Source organism: Methylobacterium fujisawaense, from assembly GCF_039619325.1.
GTDB classification, from domain to species: Bacteria; Pseudomonadota; Alphaproteobacteria; order Rhizobiales; family Beijerinckiaceae; genus Methylobacterium; species Methylobacterium fujisawaense.
Map to the genome: position 1 here is coordinate 4,570,789 of NZ_CP155000.1, position 17,851 is coordinate 4,588,639.

Below are 17,851 nucleotides of genomic sequence, written 5' to 3' on the forward strand. Positions count from 1 at the left end.
CTGAAATGCCGGTCGCCGGTTGTGCCGTCTGCCCTTGCCCGCGCTCTTGCCGGTGCCCGGATCAACGCATTTCGGCCGCACGGACCGTCGCCGGTCCAGATGGCGGTGTTGGAGGCCTGCGCGGAGAGATCAGGTCAACGGATCGCCGCGATCCAGGCCCTGCCGTCCGGCGATCCCAGTCATTCCCGGGCACCCCCGGGCGAGCCGGGAGCCCAGAGCCGATGCCAGCCATGCCGGCACGCGGTCGAGGTCCGGATCCTGCTCCGCAGTCCCGGAATGACGGGGCTGTGACCTCGGGCTCGGCTCCGACCACAGGCATCCACAGGGCCGCCCTGGCTTGGAGATGGCGTCGAAGACGGTCATACGCGGTAAGTCCATGACCTGTATCGCTCAGAACTTGTGATCGATCCCCTGTCCTTCCTATCCGGCGGCGGCGAGGCCGCGCGGATGATCCGCGCACGCGACTGGACCGGCCATCCCCTCGGCCCCCCCGGGACCTGGCCGGCGGAATTCCGCGCGGCCCTTTCGCTCGTTCTCAACTCGCCGGAATCGATGATCCTGGCCTGGGGACCCGATCTCCACTTCTTCTTCAACGACACCTACTTTCCGCTGCTCGGGCCCCGTCTGCCCTGGGCCATGGGCGAGCGGTTCGACGTGGTCTGGGCCGATGCCTGGGATCAGGCCAAGCCGATCATCGACGCGGCCATGGCAGGCCGCCCGGAGCGCTTCATCGATCTGCCCTGGCAGCTCGACACCGACCGGGGCTCCCGGGAGACGTGGTGGACCTTCTCGTACTCGCGGGTCCTCGACGCCGCGGGGCGGGTCACGGGGCTGTTCATCCTCACCAACGAGACCACGGCCCGCGTGCGTGCCGACGCCGCCCTCAAGGAGAGCCAGGGCCGCCTGGAATCCGCCCTCGCGGAGCTGCGCGACCTCAACGCCACCCTGGCCCAGCAGGTCGAGGAACGCACCGCCGATCGCAACGCCCTGTGGACGCTCTCGTCCGACATGATGCTGCGCTGCCTGTTCGACGGCACGATCACCGCGGTGAACCCGGCCTGGACCGAGGTGCTGGGCTGGCGCCCGGACCAGCTCATCGGAACGAAGCTCATCGCCTTCGTCCATCGGGACGATATCGCCCGCACCGTCGAGGGCGCGCGGCAGCTCTCCGCGGGTTCGAGCCTCGCGCGCTTCGACAACCGCTACCGCCACCGGGACGGCGGATACCGCTGGATCAGCTGGGCGGCCCGGCCGGGGGAGGGCTTCATCAACGCCGTCGGCCGCGATTTCACCGCCGAGCGCGAGCGCGCCGACGCCCTGGCCGCCGCCGAGGAGGCGCTGCGGCAGTCGCAGAAGATGGAGGCGGTCGGCCAGCTCACCGGCGGGATCGCCCACGACTTCAACAATCTCCTCGCCGGTATTTCCGGATCCCTGGAGATGATCCAGACCCGCCTCGGCCAGGGCCGCGTCATGGACGTGGACCGCTACATCAACGCCGCGCAGGGAGCGTCCAAGCGGGCCGCGGCCCTGACCCATCGCCTGCTCGCCTTCTCGCGGCGGCAGACCCTCGATCCGAAGCCCACCGACGTGAACCGGCTCGTGGCCGGCATGGAAGAGTTGATCCGGCGGACGGTCGGCCCCGCCGTGATCGTCGAGGTGATGGGCGCGCCCGGTCTGTGGCCGGCCCTGGTCGACCCGCCGCAGCTCGAGAACGCCCTGCTCAACCTGTGCATCAACGCCCGCGACGCCATGCCGGAGGGCGGCCGGATCACCATCGAGACCGCCAATGCCTGGCTCGACGAGCGCGCCGCCCGGCGTCACGACATGCCGCCGGGCCAGTACCTCTCGCTCTGCGTGACCGATACCGGCATCGGCATGCCGCCCGAGATCGTCGGCAAGGTGTTCGAGCCGTTCTTCACCACCAAACCGCTGGGGCAGGGCACCGGCCTCGGCCTGTCGATGATCTACGGCTTCGCCCAGCAATCGGGCGGCCAGGTGCGGATCCATTCCGAGGTCGGCAAGGGCACCACGGTCTGCCTCTACCTGCCCCGCCATCGCGGCGCGGTCGCGGAGGAGGATGCGCATACCGCCGTCGGCGCGCCGCCGCGGGCCGCGCCGGGCGAGACCGTGCTGGTGGTCGACGACGAGCCGACCGTACGCATGCTGGTCACCGAGGTGCTGGAGGATCTCGGCTACACGGCGATCGAGGCCGCCGACAGTGCGGCCGGCCTCAGGGTGCTGCAATCCGACGTGCGCATCGACCTGCTCGTGTCCGATATCGGGCTGCCGGGCGGCATGAACGGGCGCCAGATGGCCGAGGCCGGCCGGGTGACGCGACCGGGGCTCAAGGTCCTGTTCGTCACCGGCTACGCGGAGAATGCCGTCTTGGGCAACGGCCAGCTCGATGCCGGGATGCAGGTCATCACCAAGCCGTTCGTGGTGGAGGTGCTGGGCGCCCGCATCCGCGAGATGATCGGGACGGCTTGACCGCACGGCCGGTTCGGGCCTCATCGGCGGAGAAACGCCGGGGAGGAGACACGGAATGCGGGCGCTGCTGTGCACGAGGCTCGACGGGCCGGAGCATCTGGAGATCGTGGAGCGCCCCGATCCGGTTCCGGGTCCCGGGCAGGCCCTGGTGCGGATGCGACTCGCGGCGCTCAACTTCTTCGACACGCTGATCGTGGCTGGGCGCTACCAAGTGAAGCCGGCCCTGCCGTTCTCGCCGGGCGGCGAGGGGGTCGGCGTGGTCGAGGCGCTCGGGCCAGGGGCCTCGGGCGTGGCCGTGGGTGACCGGGTGATCGTCCATGCCGGGCACGGTTGCTGCGCCGAACTCATCGCCCTCGACGCCGCCCGGCTCACGCCGGTGCCGGACGCGGTGCCGGACGAGCAGGCGGCCGGGCTCACCATCACCTACGGCACCTCGCTCCATGCCCTGGCGAGCCGTGCCCGCCTGCAGGCCGGCGAATGGCTGGCGGTCCTCGGGGCCTCCGGGGGCGTCGGTCTCGCCGCCGTGGAACTGGGGCGGCTGATGGGCGCCCGGGTGATCGCCTGCGCCTCCTCGGAGGAAAAGCTCGCCGTCGCCCGCGCCCACGGCGCCGAGGCCGGCCTCGTCTACGATCCCGCGACGCTCAAGGACGAGTTGCGCCGGATCTCCGGGGGCGGGATCGACGTGGTCTACGATGCGGTCGGCGATGCCTACGCGGAGCCGGCCCTGCGGGCGCTCGGCTGGCGCGGCCGGTTCCTCGTCATCGGCTTCGCCGCCGGGGAGATCCCGCGGCTGCCGTTGAACCTGATGCTCCTGAAGGAACTCGACGTGCAGGGCGTCCACTGGGGCGCCTTCCTCGAACGCGAGCCGGAGGCGCATCGGGCCGACCAGCGTCGGCTCCTCGACTGGGTGGCCGAGGGCAAGCTCACCGCGCAGGTCCACGGCGTCTACCCGCTGGCGGACTTCCCGGAGGCCTTCGGCCTGCTGACCCGGCGGGCGGCGATGGGGAAGGTTCTGCTCCGGCCCTGACCGGCTCGGCACGGTGGATGCGACCATCCCGGAGACGTTCAGGCTGTCTCGGATCCGCGTCGGCTCGCCTGGAGCGCGCTGTGGGGGCCTTCGAGACGCGGTGGCAGGTCCCTCTGTCCGCCCGCAAGCTGATCGTCGCCGACCTCAAGCGCGGAGACCGGGACGCCGCACAAGACGTGATCGCGCCGGCCCACGCGCAGCTGGTCAACCCTTTCGAGGCGCCTGCGGCTCTTGCCGCGGTGAACGCCGAGGGCTGGGAGGCTTGGGAGCTGACGCTCCATTCCGGGCATCTCGGCCGCGAGGTGACCCGTTTCCTCGCGACCGTGCCGGCGGCCTGACCGGACGGGACGGCCCGCGGGTCGCCGCCGGCCCATCGCCAGGACGGCTCAGAGCAGCCCGCGCGCCTTGGCCAAGCCGACCAGATCCGCCTGCGGGCGGGCGCCGATGTGCTGGATGACCTCGGCCGCCGCGAGCGTGCCGAGGCGGGCGCTCGTGACGTGGTCGAGGCCGCGGGCGTGGCCGGCCAGGAAGCCGGCCGCAAAGAGGTCCCCCGCCCCCGTCGTGTCGACCACCTCGTGGACCGGGCTCGCCTCGACGGCGCGGACCTCGCCACCCTGCACCACCAGGGCACCGTCGGCCGAGCGCGTCACGAGGCCGAGCAGGTGACGGCCGCGAGCGTTGCGCTCGTCCCGCAGGGCCGCCACCGCGGCCTCGGCATCGTCGGTCTGGAAGAGGCTCTGCAACTCGCCGATGTTGGCGAAGAGGATGTCGATGGTGCCGTCGCGGATCAGACCGAGGAATTCATCGCGGTAGCGACCGACGCAGAACGCATCCGAGAGGGTCAGCGCAACGGCGTTGCCGGCCTGGTGGGCGATGTCGGACGCCTTGCGGAACGCCTCCTTGGCGGCCGGCGGATCCCAGAGGTAGCCCTCGAGATAGACGACCCGGGCGGAACGCACGAGAGCCTTGTCGACATCGTCGGGCGAGAGTCCCTGGCAGGCGCCCAGATAGGTGTTCATCGTGCGCTCGCCATCCGGCGTCACCAGCACGAAGCATCGGGCGGTGGCCGGTCCCTCGGCCGCCGCAGGGACGCTGAAGTCGACGCCGGTCGCCTTGAGATCGTGGCTGAACAGGCCGCCGAGCTCGTCGTTCCGCACCTTGCCGACGAAGCCGGTCTTGGCTCCGAGCAGGGCCGCGCCGACCGCGGTGTTGGCGCCGGAGCCGCCCGACACGATCGTGGCCGGGCCCATGGCCTCGAACAGCGCCTCGGCCCGCGGCTCGTCGATGAGCTGCATCGCACCCTTGGTGACGCCCTGCGCCGCCAGGAAGGCATCGTCCGTCCGTGCGATCACGTCGACGATCGCGTTGCCGAGCACGAGGAGATCGAGAGGTTCAGTCATCCGGGCGTCCTGATTCGCGTTCGCGCCGCTGTGGCATCCACCTCGGATCGGATCAAGCTCCGTCGTCGTCGGACGCGCGGTCGGCGAACAGCTCCGGGACGGGCAGGCGCAGGCCGGGCGGCGTCAGGTCCAGCGTCTCCTGGGTCGCGATGCGGGTCTCGATCAGGCCGCCCTGCGCGCGGCGGTGATGGATGACGAGGCGCTTGACCGGATCCACGATCAGATAGTGGATCACGCTTTCGAGACTGAAGTAGCGGGTCAGTTTCAAACCCGAATCGACGGAACGTGTGCTCGGCGACTGCACCTCGACGACGATGACGGGATCGGTGATCTCCGTCGCATCGGGGTCAGCGCGCATTCCGCAGTAAACGAGGGCGTCGGGCTCGAAGACCGTATCCTGATCGACGCGAACGCTGATGCCATCCGGCAGCGCGTAGCAGGCGCTCTTCGCTTGCTTCAGTGCGGACCGGAGCGCCAGATAGGTGGCAGCCTTGACCTCGGCATGCCGAACGCGCTCCGGCGACATCGCGAACACCTCGCCATCGACCAGCTCGAAGCGCCCCGGCTGCCCATCGGCCCAGGTGAGAAACTCGTCGACCGTCATCCGGGATTTCGGCTGAGCGACCATGCCCGAGGCTAGCACGGATTCGGCCTCCTGGGAGCCGAGCCCGTGACGGGCCTCACCCCGCGATCTTCTCCAGCGCGACGTCCCGTGTCCGCGGACCCAGAAGCCCGACGAGCAGGCCCGCGGCCAGCATCGCGGCCGAGATGAACAGGAACACGCCCGGCGTGCCGGCCTCCCGCAGGACGAACGCGATGACGAAGCCCGTGAAGATCGCCGAGAAGCGGCTCCAGGAATAGACGAAGCCCACCGCCCTGGCGCGGATGCCCGTGGGGAACAGCTCGGCCTGATAGGCGTGGAAGCTGTACGACATCACGTTCGAGGCGAGCGTCAGGCCGATGCCGAGCGCCACGATGATCGGGACGTCCCGCGTCTGCGCGAAGGCGAGGCCGCAGCCGATATAGACGAGGGCGGCGGCCACGATGACGTGCTTGCGCTCGAACCGGTCGGCGATGGCGAGGCCGATCAGCGGGCCGACGGGGGCGGCCAGCGCGATCAGGGCCGTGTAGGCGAGGCTCGACGTCACCGTGATGCCCTGGGCCACCAGAAGGGTCGGCACCCAGTTGGCGAAGCCGTAGAAGCCCACCGTCTGGAAGACGTTGAATCCGGCCATCATCAGCGCCCGGCGCCGATAGGGCCGGACCCACAGGTCGCGGAAGGCGCCGCGCGGCTGCACCGGCTCCGGCGCGGCCGGCGCGGGCAGCGCGCCGCCATGCTCGGCCGCGATTCGCGCCTCCAGCTGCCGCAGAATCGCGTCGGCTTCCGCCAGACGCCCGTGCTCGACGAGCCAGCGCGGGCTTTCCGGAAGGCCCGCCCGCATCCACCAGACCACGATCGCCGCCGAGGCGCCGATCAGCACCACCCAGCGCCAGCCGTCGATGCCGAGGGGGGCGATCGGGATCAGCAGGTAGGAGAGGAACGCCACCACCGGCACGGCCGTGAAGCCGATGCCCTGGCACAGGGCGAAAGCCCGGCCGCGGATCGCCTTCGGGACGAGTTCGGAGAGGTAGCTGCCGATCGTCACCATCTCCAGGCCGAGGCCGATCCCTGCGACGAGCCGCCAGAGGTTGAGGCCGAAGGCGTCGCTCTGGCAGGCCATCACGACGTTCGCCGCGGTGTAGGCGAGGAGCGACCACGTGAAGATCGCCCGGCGCCCGAACCGGTCGGCGAGCCAGCCGCAGACGAGGGTGCCGATGAACAGGCCCGTGAAGAGGGCGGCCACGAAGCTCGCCACACCACTGGCGCCGAACAGGCCGGGGGTCGTCGGCGTCAGGATCCCGGCCTTGACGAGGCCCGGCGCCACGTAACCGGTGAACAGCAGGTCGTAGAGTTCGAAGAAGAACCCGAGGCCGAGCAGCGCCACGAGGCGCCAGACCGTCGGCGTGGCCGGAAGCCGGTCGAGACGGGCCAGGATGGCACCGGGATTCAGACCGTCGTCGGCAGCCCGGACCGCCACACTCGTCGCCATGCCGCTGAGTCTCGCTTCGGCGCCGCAACGCCCCGGCGGCGCAGTGCCGCGGAAGCGGGCGCCGCGCAAGAGGGCAGGGGAAGGGGGCAGGGGAAGGGGGCAGGGGAAGGGGGCAGGGGAAGGGGGCAGGGGAAGGGGGCAGGGGAAGGGACCCGCTCAGGACCCGAAGACGGACCAGCCCATGCGCTGCGTCAGCCGCTCCAGGGCGATGCGGCCGAGATGGGAATTGCCCGCCGCGTCGAGACCGGGCGACCAGACGGCGATGGAGGCCTTGCCGGGTGCGATCGCCAGGATGCTGCCGCCGACCCCGCTCTTGCCCGGCAGGCCCACGCGATAGGCGAACTCGCCCGACCCGTCGTAGTGGCCGCAGGTCAGCATGATCGCGTTGATGCGGCGTGCGCGCTCCGCCGAGACCACCGAATGGCCGGTCGACGGGTTGATGCCGTTATGCGCCAGGAACCGGCCGGCGCGTGCGAGCTGGCGGCAGTTCATCGCGATGGCGCAGTGGTGGAAGTAGACGCCGAGCGTGTAGTCGACCGGATTGTCGATGACGCCGAAGGACTTCATGTAGTTGGCGAGCGCGGTGTTGCGGAAACCCGTGCGCTTCTCCGAGGCCGCCACGGTCCCGTCGATCGCGATGCTCGAATCCTGGGCCAGGAACTGCATGAAGCGCAGGATCTCGCCCAGCGCCTCGCGGGGCTCGTGGCCCGAGAGGATCACGTCGGTGACCGCGATGGCGCCCGCATTGATGAACGGATTGCGCGGCACGCCGCGCTCCCGCTCCAACTGGACGATGGAGTTGAACGGGTTGCCCGAAGGCTCGCGGCCGACCCGTTTCCACAGCCGGTCGCCGACCATGCCGAGGGCGAGGGTGAGGGTGAAGACCTTCGACACGCTCTGGATCGAGAAGGGCGTCTCGCTGTCGCCCCCGGCGAAGACGCGTCCCGCAGCATCGATCACCGCCATGCCGAATTGACCGGGATCCACCCGCGCGAGTTCGGGAATGTAATCCGCGACCGCCCCCCGATCGGAGCGCTGGGCCATCTCCTCGGAGATTTCCCGGATGACGAGGGCAAGGTCAGGCACGGTGGGGCTCGGGCATCGAGACGCGTCGGAACCGGGCCGGTTCGCGACGTCCAGGCGATGCAAGGTCCGGTCCGGCGGGCCGATGATCTACCAGTGCCGATCGGGCGTGAAAACCGGAGCGGCGGAACTGCGCCGCCGTCCCGGCGCGGCGATGCCGGGACGGGTCCACGGGGGCGAAGTCAGGCGGCGGCGAGGGCCATCGCCATGGATTCCTTCTTCATCAGCTCCCGGAAGAAGCCGTCGAGATGGGTCAGCTTGTCGGGCGAGCCGTCCTGCGCGATGCGGCCGCCGTCGAGCACGACGATCCGGTCGAAATCCTGCAGCGTCGAGAGGCGGTGCGCGATCGCGATGACGGTCCGGCCCTTCATCAGGTTGGCGAGGGCCTGACGGATCGCCTGCTCGGATTCCGCGTCCAGCGCCGAGGTGGCCTCGTCGAGAAGCAGGATCGGCGAATTCTTCAGGATCGCCCGGGCGATGGCGATCCGCTGACGCTGGCCGCCCGAAAGCTTCACGCCGCGGTCGCCGACGATCGTGTCGAAGCCTTCGGGCAGGGCCTTGATGAAGTCGGTGCAATGCGCGGCCTCGGCGGCCTGCCAGACCTCCTCGTCCGTCGCCTCGGGCCGGCCGTAGCGGATGTTCTCCCGCAAGCTGCGGTGGAACATCGAGACGTCCTGCGGCACCACCGTGATCGCCTCGCGCAGGGATTCCTGGGTGACCCGCTCGACGTTCTGGCCGTTGATGCGGATGGCGCCACTCTGCACGTCGTAGAAGCGCTGAATCAGCGAGAACAGGGTCGACTTGCCGCCGCCGGACCGGCCCACCAGACCGACGCGCTGGCCCGGCTCGATGACGAGGTCGAAATCCGTGAAGACGGGGCGCCCGTCCGGATAGCTGAAGGCGACGTGCTCGAACTCGATCTTGGCGCCCTGGCCGGTGAGCGGCTGCGCTTCCGGATGATCCACGAGATCGTGGGGCTGAAGCAGGGTGTGCAGAGCCTCGGCCAGCCGGGCGGTGTGCTGGGTCGCGTCGACGAGCGCGACCGCGAGGTCGCGGGTGGCCGCCAGGATGCGGATGCCGAGCGTGCAGACCAGCACGACCTGACCGTTCGTCGCCTGTCCGGCCTCCCACATCTGGATCGCCCAATAGAGCAGGCCGAACACGGCAAGCACGGTCAGCACCGCGTGCACGATGCGCAGCTTCTCGAGGTAGAGGAGCGACGAGCGCCGCGCCCGCATCTCGGTGGCGATGGTGCCCTCGAAGCGCTGCCCCTCGCGCTTGAAGGCCGAGAAGGCGCGCACGAGCGACATGTTGCCGACGAGATCGACCATCTCGCCGTCGACGCTGGCGGCCTTGGCGGCGAAGTCGTGGTGCAGCGGCTTGCCGGCCGAGGCCATCTTGAACATCAGCACGACGACGGCCGCGAACACGCCCGCCAGGATGCCCGCCATGGTGAGGTTGACGGTGGCGATGTAGGCGATCGACCCGAAGGCCGCGACCGTCGGCGGCATCACGTTGAACACGAACATGTTCTCGACCGTGAAGATCGCGTTCGAGGTCGCCGTGATGCGCGACGCCAGGGTGCCCGGCTGGCGGTCGGAGAAGAAGGTCGGGGAATGGCCGGTCATGTGCCGGAACAGGTCGCGCCGGATGTCGCCGGTGATCCCCACGAAGGTGAAGGCGCCGGTCAGCGCCGCCACGCGCCAGAGCATGTTGTCGGCGGCGATGAAGGCGACCAGGACCGCGAGTGCGCTCCAGACGACCGTGTTGCCCGGGCCGGGCCCCTTCGTCAGCGCGTCGACCACGCCCTTGAGGGCGTAATCGGTGGAGACCGAGAAGCCGACGGCGCCGAGCACGGAGATCAGGATGACCAAGTGCGGCAGCCAGCGGCGGCGGAGATACCGCGCGACGAAGGCGAAGGGCCTGTCGGCGTATCGGTGCAGCTCTTCCATCGCGGTGACCATTCCGTATTCGCGCGGCTTTGGCTTACGGGCTGAGGCGGCGTGCAGAGCGGGCGCAGTCTGACCCGCAGCGGCAACGCGAGAGCGTTGCCATATGTTTCACCGGCCCGCACCTTCCGTGCGCTTTTATCCGCAGAACCTGAACGTCGCTTGAGCGGCGCGGAAACACCCTTGCGAATCCGATGCCGCGGCCGGTCAGGCCGTGTGCTCCGTCGGACGCGTCTCCGGCATGATCAGCGCCACCAGCATGAAAGCCGCGAACCCCACGATCGCGAGCCCCAGGAAGGCGCTGTGGCTGCCGAGATGGTCGGCCATGATGCCAGCAAGTGAGGTCGAGAGGGCGGCGCCGATGCCCATGGCCGTGCCGACCGCGCCGAGGGCGAGGTTGAAGCGGCCGGTGCCACGGGTGAGATCCGACACGATCAGCGGCACCATCACGCCCAGCACCGACGCCGAGATGCCGTCCAGCACCTGGATGGCGACGAGACCGTAGGGGTTGGTCGTGTAGGCGAGCAGCAGGCCCCGGACCGGCAAGGCGCCGAATCCGAACAGCAGCACCGGGTAGCGGCCGAAGCGCTCGGCGGCCCGGCCGACCGCAGGGGCGCTGACCGCCAGCACCGCCTGCGGGACCATGATGCAGGCGGCGACCAGCGCGGTGGCGGTCTCGCTCGCCCGCAGGGTCAAGACGCTGCCGACCAGGGGCAGCATCGCGGCGTTGGCGAGGAAGAACAGCACCATGCAGGCCGCGAAGCACAGGAGGCTCCGATTGGTCAGCAGGGCGCGGATGCTGTCCTTGCCGGTCGACGGCGCCGACTGCGCCGTGGCCGGCTCCTTGAACACGTTGGAATCGATGTCTTGGGCGCGGATGCGCGCCAGCGCGATCACCGTCGGGATACCGAGAGCGGCGGTGAGGTAGAAGACGGCGCCGTTCGACAAGTAATATCCGATGGCGCCCATCCCGGCCGCGCCGAGGGCGTTGCCGAGGGCCGCGAAGCTGGCATTGCGGCCGAGACGCTCGCCAGCGTGGGCACGCCCGACGAGTCCGATGCTGATCGCCGCGATGGCCGGTGTGAGCACGCAGCTCGCGGCCGAGTGCAATGCCATTGCCAGGAGCACGATCAGGAAGCTCGGCCAGACCGCCAGCGCGAAGGCGCTACCGGCGATCCCGATCACCGCCACGGCAGCGGCGAAGCGCTTCGAGCGCACGACGTCGACGAAGGCGCCGCCCGGGACCTGGCCCAGCAGCGCCACGAGGCTCCCCACGGTCAGGGCGAACCCGATGTCGGATTGGGTCCATTTTGCCTGGGAGAAGTAGACGGCCAGGAAAGGGCCGAACCCGGTCTGCAGGTTGGCCACGAAGAACGCGAAGGCATCTAGGCCGTAGCGGCTCGTTGCCGAGATCACGCGTCCCCCCTGTGCGGCAGGAACCGCCGACGCGCGCGCGGCTTCGCCCGCCGGATCCTTCAGGCGGCCCGGACGGGAGCGGATGTCCTGACGGGACAGCTCACGTTCGCGCGGAGTGGCGGCGGTTCGGGCCTTCGACCGGGCCACCGTCACTTATCCGGTGCCTTCTCCGGAGGGCGGGCGGGCGCGGTCGCGGCCGGCGCCGCCGCGCCCGAGGCCGCACTGCCCGGAGCGGGCGAGGTCGGAGCCGCCGCGGCGGGGGCCGGTTGCGACGGTGCCGCCGAGCCCGGCGCCGGATTGGCCGGCGGCGTGGTCGCCTGCTCGCCCTCCGCCGCCGGCGCGGCGGGGCTGGCGGGCCCGAGAACCACGATCGGCTCCCCGGCCTTGTATTCCGGTGACACGCGGACCTGGTTGCGGGTCAGCGCGACGGAGAGCTTGCGCTCCTTGCCGCCGTCCGGCGTGAAGCGCAGGGCACGCCAATCCACCGCGATCTTGCGGGTTCCGACCCCGAGGAAGCCGCCGAAATCGATGATGGCGGCCCTGGGATGGCCTTCCTTGTCGATGATGATGTCGATGACGCGCCCCAGTTCGTCGCCGCCGGCGCTGCGCACGCTGCGACCGAGCAGGCTCTCGTAATCCTGCGTGTCGAGGACCGTGGCCGGTGTTCCCTGCTGCTGCGCCTGGGTCGTGGAAGGCGGCGAGGTCCCGGCGGCCGGCGGTGCGGCTGGCGCCGCCGCGGGCGGAGAAGTCGGCGGTGCCGGAGCCGGCGCAGGAGCGGGCGCGGGAGCCGGAGTCGCGGACGGAGGCGTGGCCGGTGCGTGCGGCGCTGCCTGCCCGGCCGCACCCTCGCTGCCGCTCACCTGCGCCGCAGCCCCCGACGCCCAGAGGGCGAGCGTCACGGCCGCGATCATCCGGTTGGTTCTGAACACGCTTCGTCCTCTGAGGAAGGGCCGGGCTGCACCGGCGCGCCGGCGCGTCCACGACCGTATCGGCCGGTTCCGGGTCCGCCGCCGGCTGGACCCCGCCTGCGGATGGCGTCATGCCGCAGGACCTGGGCGAAGTTATGGACCGCAGCGGCCAGACAGCAAGACGCGAACCGCGCGCTTCGGCGGTCTGCCACCATGGATCCGGCGATGATGACCGGGGGCGCGACGGCACTGTCTGGTTTTCGCCGCATCCCCGGCGTAGACAACCGCTCATAAGCCCATGCGAGCCGCGGACGGCACCGCGGCCACTGTCGAGGACCACACGATGTCGACCCTCCCCCCGTCGAGATGCGCCGCAGCGCGCGGCCTTGCGCTCGGCGCTGCCCTGGCCGGCCTCGTGGCTGGCTGCCAGGCGCTCGGTGGCGGCGGCGGCGTGATGCCCGCGACAGAGGTCGGCCTGCCGCCCTCGCTGCGCGGATCTCTGCCGAACCGCGAGCCGCGCAATGCTGCGGTCGATGCCGATGGTCAGCCGCTCCAGACCGCTCCGACGAAGCAGCTGGCGATCCCGAAGACCGCCGGCGGGGCGACCCGCACCGCCGATAGCGGGGAGCGCCGGATCCGGCGCGAGGATCTCGACGGCGGCAATGCGGCGGTCGGTGGCAGTGGCAGCAGCGGCGCAATGGGTCCGATGCTGTCGCCCGGCGGCAGCGTCGGCCTCGGCGGGAAATTCTGAGCCGTCAGGCCGAGACCGCCGCGCCCGCTCAGGAGGGGCGCGCCTACGGGCCGTCGAAGGCCTAGATCCGGGCGCGATAGCTCGGATCGGCGACTTCGTCTTCGCCGGCGCCGGAGCTCGATGCGCCTGCGAGGACCGCCGGATCGATGTCGATCACGTAGCCGCCGAATTCGGTGCTGTAGGTCAGAGCCTTCCAGGGAAGCGGGTGGTGGGTCTCACCCAATCCGAGGAATCCCCCGAAGGCCAGCACCACGTAGGCGACCTGTCCGGAAACCTTGTCCACCATGAAATTGTGGACGGCGCCCAGGTGGCGGCCGCTGCTGTCGTACACGGCGGTGCCTTCGACCTTGTTCGACGCGATCAGCCGGGGGCTCTCGTCGATGGCGATGCCCTCGCCGGCGGGATCGAGCTCCAGGGTGCCGGGCTTTCTCAAGGCGCGTTCGTTGGGCAGGTCCGTCGGCATGATGTCTCCCGATCCATGAGCGGGATCGTGCCCGCGTGGCGGTCCCTGGCTCACTAAGCGCGTGGGCCGGGACGGGTTCCGCCTCCTGAGCCGGTCGCCGGGCGAGCGCCGGCCTCTCAGAGGTCGGGTGGTATCCCGGCGCTCCTCCGCCGCTGATTGATCCGGTCTCGGACCGATCGGCTGGCCAGCAGCATCTCGAACCCGAAGGCCACGAGGGCGCACAGGGTGCAGAGGATCGCCGCGCCGAACAGACCGAACAGCAATGTCGTGACCGTGCTGTCGCGCATGGCTCCGACGAACAGGGTCAGCACCGATCCGCAGGTCGCCACGCCGCCCAGCGCGGCCAGGAACACGGCGGCATCCAGGGCCAGGGAGCGCCGGTGCAGCCGATCCAGGCGCCGTCCGAGGAGGATGCGCTCCGCATCGCCGGCGCCCGCGAGGAGCCCGGAGACGTGGTCGGCCTGATCGGCCACGCGCGCGAGCCGCGCGCCGAAGACGTTGAGCAGCGTCGCGATGCCCGACAGCAGGAACACGGGGCTCAGCGCCACCTGGACGACGTGGGCGGTGCTTTCCGGGCTGGCGAGGGTGATCGGGTCGGTCATGCGGTCGGGCTGATGCACCCCGTGGACGGGCGCTGCAATCCCGGCGCGTTCAGACCAAGCCGCGGCCCGGTGCGATGCCGGGCACGGAAGGCTCGGCCCGCACCAGGAGACCGAGACTCGTGACCAGTCCGGTGGCGAGCAGGAGCGCGAGGGTGAGGGTCGGGGCAAACATGCCTGTACTTCACGTGCAGGATTGTTAAAGGCAGGTTTCACGCCCGGCGGTCGGCCGAATAATCTTGGCGGCGGCGTCCATCCGGCGATCCCGCAGGGGATTTCTGCGCCTGCCTTGTGGATGAGGCGTTTCCAAAGGCAATTTCCCCTTGGAACGGCGGCGGCACCGCTTAGTTGCTGCTATGCTGGCTCGGCCGTGGGGCGATCATGCCCCGGCCTGCGGCCCGAGAACCGGAGGATGTTGATGGCCACAAAGACCGAGAAGGCTGCGCCCAAGGCGGCCAAGACCACCAAGACTGCGGAGAAGGCCGCCCCGGCCAAGGCTGCGAAGCCCGCCGCCGAGAAGTCGGCCGGCGCCAAGCCGAACGCTCTGCAGCAGCCGCTGAAGCCGTCGGCCGAGCTCGGCGCCATCGTCGGGACCAGCCCGCTGCCGCGCGGCGAGGTGGTCAGCAAGGTTTGGGACTACATCAAGAAGAACAACCTTCAGAACCCGCAGAACAAGCGTGAGATCCTCGCCGACGACAAGCTCAAGAAGGTCTTCGGTAAGGACAAGTGCACGATGTTCGAGATGAACAAGCATCTCGCTGCGCACCTGAAGGCCTGATCGCGCCCTAGAGCCAAGTCCGGCATTCTCTCCGGGCCGACGGCTCTAGGAGCCCTGCGGCGTTCCCCGTCGTACGGGAAGACCGGCCGTGTGGCTTGGTATGACGCGGACGAGAGTCCGTCATCCAGAGCCGCCGGTCCGATCCCTCGTGGCGAACGCACCGCCTGAACCCGAGGCGCCCGACGTATCGCCAGCGCGGGCTTGTCGATGCGCCGCCGCGCGGATTTCGCCGTCCCAGACCCGCACGGTTCGAGCCCCGCTTCGGCGGTCGACGGCGTTGCCCCCACCGATCCCGGCTTCAAGCGAGGCCCTGTAGGACCCCTCCGTCGACCCGCAGGGCGGCGCCGGTGGTGGCGCTCGCGGCCGGGCTGCAGAGATAGGCGACGAGATTGGCCACCTCGTCCACCCGCGCCAGCCGCTGGATCAGCGACGAGGGGCGATGCTCTGCGACGAATTTCCGGCCCATGGCCTCGAGGTCGGTATCGGCTGCGCCTCCGGCCATCTGTCGCATGAAGTCCGCGACACCCTCCGAGAGGGTCGGGCCGGGCAGGACACTGTTGACCGTCACGCCGCTGCCGGCCACCGTCTGCGCCAGACCGCGGGAAATCGCGAGCTGCGCGGTCTTGGTCATTCCATAATGGACCATCTCGGTCGGCGTGTTGATGCCCGACTCGCTGGAGATGAAGATCACCCGTCCCCAGCCCCGCTCCGCCATGCCGGGCGTGTAGGCCCGCGACAGGCGCACGCCGCTCATCACGTTGACGTCGAAGAAGCGCTGCCAATCGGCATCCGGGATCTCGAAGAACGGCTTCGGCTCGAAGATCCCGGTGTTGTTGACCAGAATGTCGACCGCCGGGACAGCCTTGACCAGGGCTGAAACGCCCTCACCGGTGGCGACATCGCCCGGTGCCGCAAAGGCGCGGCCGGCCCGCGTCTCGCCCCGCAGCTTCGCGAGGGCGGCCTCGACCCGCTCGGGCGTGCGACCGTTGATGCCGACCTCCGCACCGAGGTCGCAGAGTTCCTTGGCGATGGCGTAGCCGATGCCGCCGGTCGACCCGGTGACCAGGGCCTTCCGGCCGGTGAGATCGAGATCCATGGGGCGCTCCAGCATGGGACACACCCCATCAACGCAAGCCGGCGTCCCGGGTGGCATACGCGATCCGGTTAGCCGCTCCGACTCCGCCGCAGGACGCTGGCGCAGCCGCCGATCACCGAGAGCGCCACCGCGCAGGAGAGCGACAGGGTCACCGCCCGCTCGGCCCCGAGACCGTGGGTCAAGCCGAAGATCACCGCCACCAGAGCTGCGCCGAGCGACTGCCCGGTGAGCCGAGCCGTCGACTGCATCCCGCTCGCCCCCCCAGCCCGTTCGCGCGGCGCCGACGTAACGATCACCTTGTTGTTGGGGGACTGGAACAGGCCGAAGCCGAGACCGCACAGGGTCAGCCGCCAGACGATATCGAGGGTCGTCGGAGCGGCCGGCAGGATCGTCACGCAGACCAGACCGACGGCCATCATGGCCAGGCCGATCCCGCCCAGGATCCCGGGCGGATACCGGTCCGCAAGGCGGCCGGAGATCGGCGCCATCGCGGCGACCGCGATCGGCCAGGGGGTGAGCAGGAAGCCGGTCTGCGTGCTGGAGAGGTGCAGCACGTCCTGGAAATAGAAGGGCAGCGCCACGTAGGAGACCATCTGGGCGCAGAACGAGGCGACGGAGGTCGCCATCGACAGGGCGAAGGCGGGGATCCGCAGCAGGTCCACGGGCAGGAGCGGCGCGGCCAGCCGGATCTGGTGCCGGACGAACACCGCGCCGACCGCGATCGCGGCCGCGAATTCGAGGACGGCGATGCCCCGGGCCTCCGGATCGCCAAGCCCGTCGATGCCGATGATCAGCAGGCCGAAGGTCAGGGCGTTGAGGACGGCACTCACGAGATCGAAGGGGCGGCCGCTCGCCGGCGTCGCCGGCAGGGTCCGGGACGCCACCGCCAGGGCCAGCAGGCCCACGGGGATGTTGACGAGGAACAGCCAGGGCCAGGTCGCCACCGACAGGATCGCGGCCGCCACGGTCGGGCCGGCGGCCGAGGCCACCGCCACCACGAGCGCGACGTTGGCGACCCCCTGGCCGATCATCCGGTGGGGGTAGATGAAACGGACGAAGCCGATGTTCACGCTCATGATCGCCGCGGCGCCGAGCCCCTGGACGATCCGGGCGGCGATCAGCAGCGGCAGGCTTGGCGCCAGCGCGCAGGCCAGCGAGGCGGCCACGAAGACGGCCAGACCCGGCAGGTAGACGCGTCGGAAGCCGAAGATGTCGCCCAGCGCCGCGAACGGCAGGAGGGTGGCCGTGACGGCGATCTGGTAGGCGTTGACCACGAAGATCGCGTCGGCCGGCCTGACCGCCAGATCCTTGGCCATGACGGGCAGCGCCACGTTGACGATGGCGCCGTCGAGGACCGCCATGGTCATGGCCAGCGCGATCGCCGCCATGGCGAGGACGCGCTCGCGGGGCGGCAGGCCATCGTGCGAAGGCCCCTGCGGGTGCCTCTGCGGGTGTCCGTGACGGCCGCCGGCTGGACCGAGCGGGACCTGCGCCATTCCTGCGCGCTCCTGCGGCGTCCCGGCGGGTCCGTGACGTCGATGGCTGGGAAAATCCGGACGCAGGACGCGCCGCGGACGCTGTTCCCTGTCGCGCAGGCGGCACGGCACGTCGAGGGGTGTCGTGTGTCCTATGTCACGGCACGGGCAGGTTTGTTCGCGTCGGACGGGTGCTGCGTCGGGGGCCCGTGCTCCGCAGCGGGGCGACCCATCCCGTGCTCGGCCGGGGATCGGCTTTTCCGAGGTCCGCCTGTCCGCAGGCAGCGCGAGGCGTGCCGCCGGTCGAAGCGCGGACCGCCGCAGGCCGC

17 protein-coding genes are annotated in these 17,851 nt (G+C 70.4%); 5 read left to right on the top strand and 12 right to left on the bottom strand.

Translation table 11 applies throughout. The features are described from left to right. Positions 1-399 precede the first annotated feature (399 nt). The 3 genes from ABC766_RS21655 (at position 400) to ABC766_RS21665 (ending at position 3,852) form a co-directional block, all read left to right on the top strand. A complete protein-coding gene (locus ABC766_RS21655) occupies positions 400-2,487 on the top strand; it encodes an ATP-binding protein (protein WP_342140658.1) in 2,088 nt (695 codons plus the stop codon). Positions 2,488-2,542: 55 nt separating this feature from the next. Next, entirely contained in the window at positions 2,543-3,514 is a 972-nt protein-coding gene (locus tag ABC766_RS21660) for an NADPH:quinone oxidoreductase family protein (protein ID WP_345819457.1), read from the top strand. 80 nt (positions 3,515-3,594) lie between these two features. Then, entirely contained in the window at positions 3,595-3,852 is a 258-nt protein-coding gene (locus tag ABC766_RS21665) for a hypothetical protein (RefSeq protein ID WP_345819458.1), read from the top strand. Positions 3,853-3,900: 48 nt separating this feature from the next. Here the strand turns inward: ABC766_RS21665 and ABC766_RS21670 are convergent, their stop codons facing one another. The 7 genes from ABC766_RS21670 to ABC766_RS21700 all read right to left on the bottom strand — a co-directional run bounded on the left by ABC766_RS21670 (position 3,901) and on the right by ABC766_RS21700 (position 12,363). Next, positions 3,901-4,914 (bottom strand): adenosine kinase, encoded by a 1,014-nt coding sequence (locus ABC766_RS21670; protein WP_043758868.1) that lies wholly within the window; start codon positions 4,912-4,914, stop codon positions 3,901-3,903. 52 nt (positions 4,915-4,966) lie between these two features. Next, positions 4,967-5,518 carry a Uma2 family endonuclease gene (locus ABC766_RS21675; RefSeq protein ID WP_374701383.1) on the bottom strand — a complete coding sequence of 184 codons (552 nt, stop codon included), beginning with the start codon at positions 5,516-5,518 and terminating at the stop codon, positions 4,967-4,969. A gap of 76 nt (positions 5,519-5,594) precedes the next feature. Further along, on the bottom strand, positions 5,595-7,004 hold the full coding sequence (locus ABC766_RS21680) for an MFS transporter (RefSeq protein WP_345819459.1): 1,410 nt from the start codon (positions 7,002-7,004) through the stop codon (positions 5,595-5,597). Positions 7,005-7,160: 156 nt separating this feature from the next. After that, positions 7,161-8,090 (bottom strand): glutaminase, encoded by a 930-nt coding sequence (locus tag ABC766_RS21685; RefSeq protein WP_345819460.1) that lies wholly within the window; start codon positions 8,088-8,090, stop codon positions 7,161-7,163. A gap of 179 nt (positions 8,091-8,269) precedes the next feature. After that, complete coding sequence (locus ABC766_RS21690) at positions 8,270-10,039, bottom strand: ABC transporter ATP-binding protein (RefSeq protein ID WP_043381239.1); 1,770 nt, start codon at positions 10,037-10,039, stop codon at positions 8,270-8,272. A 204-nt stretch (positions 10,040-10,243) separates the two neighbouring features. Next, positions 10,244-11,605, bottom strand: coding sequence for an MFS transporter (locus ABC766_RS21695; RefSeq protein WP_053610454.1), 1,362 nt, complete (start codon positions 11,603-11,605; stop codon positions 10,244-10,246). Continuing rightward, positions 11,602-12,363 (bottom strand): PRC-barrel domain-containing protein, encoded by a 762-nt coding sequence (locus ABC766_RS21700; protein ID WP_345822819.1) that lies wholly within the window; start codon positions 12,361-12,363, stop codon positions 11,602-11,604. The genes ABC766_RS21695 and ABC766_RS21700 overlap by 4 nt, the downstream gene beginning before the upstream one ends. 340 nt (positions 12,364-12,703) lie before the next feature. Here ABC766_RS21700 and ABC766_RS21705 point away from each other — a divergent pair, with 340 nt between their 5' ends. After that, positions 12,704-13,111: a hypothetical protein gene (locus ABC766_RS21705; protein WP_342143136.1), complete on the top strand. Its 408-nt coding sequence runs from the start codon at positions 12,704-12,706 to the stop codon at positions 13,109-13,111. Between the two features lie 61 nt (positions 13,112-13,172). On the opposite strand, the gene ABC766_RS21710 is transcribed toward ABC766_RS21705, so the two are convergent. The 3 genes from ABC766_RS21710 to ABC766_RS21720 all read right to left on the bottom strand — a co-directional run bounded on the left by ABC766_RS21710 (position 13,173) and on the right by ABC766_RS21720 (position 14,348). After that, the gene (locus tag ABC766_RS21710; protein ID WP_179697061.1) at positions 13,173-13,574 is read right to left on the bottom strand and encodes a PRC-barrel domain-containing protein; all 402 of its coding nucleotides are present in this window, start codon (positions 13,572-13,574) and stop codon (positions 13,173-13,175) included. Between the two features lie 116 nt (positions 13,575-13,690). Next, positions 13,691-14,176 carry a DUF2721 domain-containing protein gene (locus tag ABC766_RS21715; RefSeq protein ID WP_043356961.1) on the bottom strand — a complete coding sequence of 162 codons (486 nt, stop codon included), beginning with the start codon at positions 14,174-14,176 and terminating at the stop codon, positions 13,691-13,693. Between the two features lie 49 nt (positions 14,177-14,225). After that, the gene (locus ABC766_RS21720; RefSeq protein WP_281375139.1) at positions 14,226-14,348 is read right to left on the bottom strand and encodes a hypothetical protein; all 123 of its coding nucleotides are present in this window, start codon (positions 14,346-14,348) and stop codon (positions 14,226-14,228) included. A gap of 243 nt (positions 14,349-14,591) precedes the next feature. Here ABC766_RS21720 and ABC766_RS21725 point away from each other — a divergent pair, with 243 nt between their 5' ends. Continuing rightward, entirely contained in the window at positions 14,592-14,951 is a 360-nt protein-coding gene (locus tag ABC766_RS21725) for an SWIB/MDM2 domain-containing protein (RefSeq protein ID WP_043356955.1), read from the top strand. 298 nt (positions 14,952-15,249) lie between these two features. On the opposite strand, the gene ABC766_RS21730 is transcribed toward ABC766_RS21725, so the two are convergent. Both ABC766_RS21730 and ABC766_RS21735 read right to left on the bottom strand, forming a co-directional pair. Continuing rightward, entirely contained in the window at positions 15,250-16,047 is a 798-nt protein-coding gene (locus tag ABC766_RS21730; protein WP_274926849.1) for an SDR family NAD(P)-dependent oxidoreductase, read from the bottom strand. Positions 16,048-16,115: 68 nt separating this feature from the next. Next, complete coding sequence (locus ABC766_RS21735; RefSeq protein ID WP_345819461.1) at positions 16,116-17,543, bottom strand: MFS transporter; 1,428 nt, start codon at positions 17,541-17,543, stop codon at positions 16,116-16,118. Positions 17,544-17,851 lie beyond the last annotated feature (308 nt).